At 37.3% G+C, this 3,477-nt stretch carries 2 protein-coding genes; both read left to right on the top strand.

Features of this window, described 5'->3' with window-relative positions; translation table 11 throughout:
• Positions 1 to 62: 62 nt before the first annotated feature.
• Positions 63 to 1,496 (top strand): Na+/H+ antiporter NhaC, encoded by a 1,434-nt coding sequence (gene nhaC, locus ACGLXV_RS18100; RefSeq protein WP_391559735.1) that lies wholly within the window; start codon positions 63 to 65, stop codon positions 1,494 to 1,496.
• A gap of 199 nt (positions 1,497 to 1,695) precedes the next feature.
• Entirely contained in the window at positions 1,696 to 2,520 is an 825-nt protein-coding gene (locus ACGLXV_RS18095) for an aldo/keto reductase (RefSeq protein ID WP_391559734.1), read from the top strand.
• Positions 2,521 to 3,477: the final 957 nt, after the last annotated feature.

The following is a 3,477-nucleotide window of genomic DNA, read 5'->3' as shown; positions in this document are numbered from 1 at the left end:
TCTGGCACGAAAATTGCAATAAGAAAAATAGGAAACTATTTTTTATTGAAAGAGGGATGATAATGAAAGAAAAGAAACAGCCTTCACTAGCAGTTGCTTTGATCCCGATCGGAGCCATGATTGTATTTTTATTTACAGGAATTTTCATGTTTGAAGCAGATCCGCATATTCCGCTCTTGCTAAGCGCCACCGTGGCATCACTAGTATCTATTTATTTAGGATATACTTGGCGAGAGCTTGAACAAGGTATTATCAAAGCAGTCTCTCTGGCACTTCAAGCGTTACTTATTTTAATGATAATTGGAACCATTATTGGAACATGGTTAGCAGGCGGAATTGTTCCGACCATGATTTATTATGGATTAGATATTTTATCGCCCACCTATTTTCTTCCTGCTGCTGCCATCATTTGTAGCGTAGTAGCGATTGCTTCGGGGAATGCATGGACAGCAGCTGGTACAATAGGGATTGCCATTATGGGAGTGGGAATTGGATTAGGAATAAATCCTGCTATGGTGGCAGGGGCTGTCATTTCTGGATGCTACTTTGGAGATAAAATCTCTCCTCTGTCAGAAACAACGAATATGGCACCTGGAATCACAGGTGTTCAACTATTTGATCATATTCGTCATATGCTCTATACGACGATACCAGCACTTGTTCTGTCAGTTGTCATTTATTTTTTTATCGGCCTTACGTTCAAAGGTAAAGGATCTGGTGTGAGTGACATTGCTACACTTCAACAAGAGTTAGCGGATATTTTTATTATCAGTCCGTGGTTACTTCTTATTCCAGTTATTGTTCTTGGGATCATTGCTATGAAAACACCGGCAATTCCCGGACTTGTCATAGGATCGATTCTAGGGGGGATCGTAGCCATCGTAGTTCAGGGAGAAACAATCGGCAGTGTTTTATCCATTATGGTATACGGCTTTGAAATGGAGACTGGAAATGAAGTATTAGATAATTTGCTTAACAATGGTGGAACGGAAGCGATGATGTACACCGTATCACTTGTTATGATTGCGATGAGTTTCGGGGGAATTTTAGAAACGAGTGGAATCATGAATACGATTGTGACAAGCCTATTAAAAATGGCGAAATCAACAGGCAGTTTAATAACAACAACGGTAGCAACCTGTATCACTGCTAACATTGTCGCCTGTGATCAGTACTTATCAATTTTACTGCCTGGAAGAATGTACTTAACAGCTTACCGTAAGCGCGAACTCCATCCAAAGAACTTATCACGAACACTAGAAGATGCGGGGACAATGACCTCTCCACTTGTTCCTTGGAATACTTGTGGTGCATTTATGACCGCCACTCTTGGAGTATCCACCTTTCAATATGCACCGTATGCATTGCTTTGTATTATCAGCCCCATTGTAGCGATTATTTACGCGTATACAGGATTTAAAATTGAGAAGCTTCCCAAAGATAATAAAATGGAAGAGCAGGTTTCAGAAAATAATGAAGTAAGTGTAATGTTATAATGGTAAAAACTGTAGATAGCTGTCTACAGTTTTTTCTCTGTTTGTGCATACGAATACAGTGGATAAAAAGGTGCGCTTAGATAAAACTATTATCCGGAAGCGTTTAACTTTTCATTTAAGACTATCTTTATTAAAATTAACTTGGAAAACAATTTCTTCCAAGGTTATCAAGTAAATCTTTCGAAAAAGGAGAATGAATATGAACTTTGTAACGTTGAACAACGGAGTAGAAATGCCACAGCTTGGTTTCGGAGTCTGGCAAGTAAAAGATGACGAGGCGACAGCTGCAGTAACTGCGGCAATTGAAGCGGGTTACCGTTCCATCGATACAGCTATGATCTATGGAAACGAAGAGGGTGTAGGAAAAGCGATTAAAGAATCCAACGTACCTCGCGAAGATTTATTCATTACAACGAAGGTTTGGAATAGTGACCAAGGTTACGAAAACACAATACAAGCTTTTGATTTAAGTCTAAAAAAATTAGGTCTTGATTATATCGATTTATACTTAATTCACTGGCCAACACCAGAGTACGATACATATGTTGAAACATTTAAGGCGATGGAAAAGCTATATCACGATGGCAAAGTAAAAGCCATTGGTGTATGTAACTTTGAAATTGAGCATTTAGAGAGACTTCTTAACGAATGTGAAGTTAAGCCGGTCTTAAATCAAATCGAGTGTCATCCATATTTAGCACAAAACGAATTGAAAGAGTTTTGCGCTAAGCATGATATTTTTGTAGAAGCGTGGAGTCCCCTTGATCAAGGTGGAGAAGTGTTACAAGATGACGTGATCATTAAACTAGCTGAATCACATAGTAAGACCCCTGCTCAAGTTGTTTTAAGATGGCATTTACAAAATAATTCAATCGTTATACCTAAGTCTGTAACACCATCTAGAATTCAAGAAAACATTGATGTATTTGATTTTGAGCTTTCCGCACAGGAAATGGATCAAATCAATGGAATCAATCGTAACCGACGCAAAGGTCCAAATCCAAACGAGTTTAACAAGAGATAATAACGGGTAACGACTGTTCTAAAGGATAAAGGGTTCCATTTTCGGGTACTTTCTTATTAAATACACAAGAATTGACGTATGAATTGGCATACGTCTTTTCTTTATTTGTTAATGTTTCTACGAAATCCCATTAACTTTGATATAGCAAACCCGAGCTGATAAATAGACGGAGAAATTCCGCTTAACTTAGTAATTATTATTAAAAAAAGGTTAAATAAACGGAGAGATTCCGCCTATGGGCTCGAAAATTTTGAAAAGGGGAGAGTTTGCTTTGCATAAGCGGAAAACCTCCCCTTATTTACCCCGAAACGAACTCCATTCGGCATCTAACCGGAAAATCTCCCCTTATTTTACTTTTGCTAGTTACTTGATTAAGAACAAGACATCTTATTTATAAAGGAGTGAGTTTTATCTCGAAATCCAAGAAAACCTCATTTTGATGCATTACGGTGAACCGTATCACAGGTAAGTGAGGTTTTATACAAATAACGTTTTTATATACCAATAAAGATGCCAATACGACTGTCTTTTCGGCACGTATTTTAAGAAAAGCACTTCAAAACGGAACCCTTTATTTAAAGGAGAAGTCGTTTTTTATTAAAAAAACTATTGCATTATTTATGGGTATTTTGTAAAATGAGAATCCGTCCTCATTAAGAGTATATTAGTTAATGAGGAATTATAAAAATTAATTCGAAAACAGAAGTTGACTTCTACGAATTAAGGTGATATAGTAATACATGTAGCCGACAACAACGACTTGAAAATAACGTTCAAAAAAGTTTTTCGTAGAAGTTGACAACGGTGAAAAGATGCAGTATGATAATCAAGTGATTAATTGAACCTTGAAAACTGAACAAGACAACAAACGTCAACGTTAATTCAAAGTTTTAACTTTTAAGAGCTAATCTTACTCTTTATTGGAGAGTTTGATCCTGGCTCAGGACGAACGCTGGC

It is taken from the genome of Robertmurraya sp., assembly GCF_036676585.1.
Classification (GTDB): domain Bacteria; phylum Bacillota; class Bacilli; order Bacillales; family Cytobacillaceae; genus Robertmurraya_A.
The sequence above is the reverse complement of the archived record's forward strand: the minus strand, read 5'-3'. Positions and strand labels throughout refer to the sequence as shown.

Coding starts and splice junctions, on each gene's coding strand:
- nhaC (WP_391559735.1), top strand. CDS start 63: ATGAAAGAAAAGAAACAGCCTTCACTAGCAGTTGCTTTGATCCCGATC.
- ACGLXV_RS18095 (WP_391559734.1), top strand. CDS start 1,696: ATGAACTTTGTAACGTTGAACAACGGAGTAGAAATGCCACAGCTTGGT.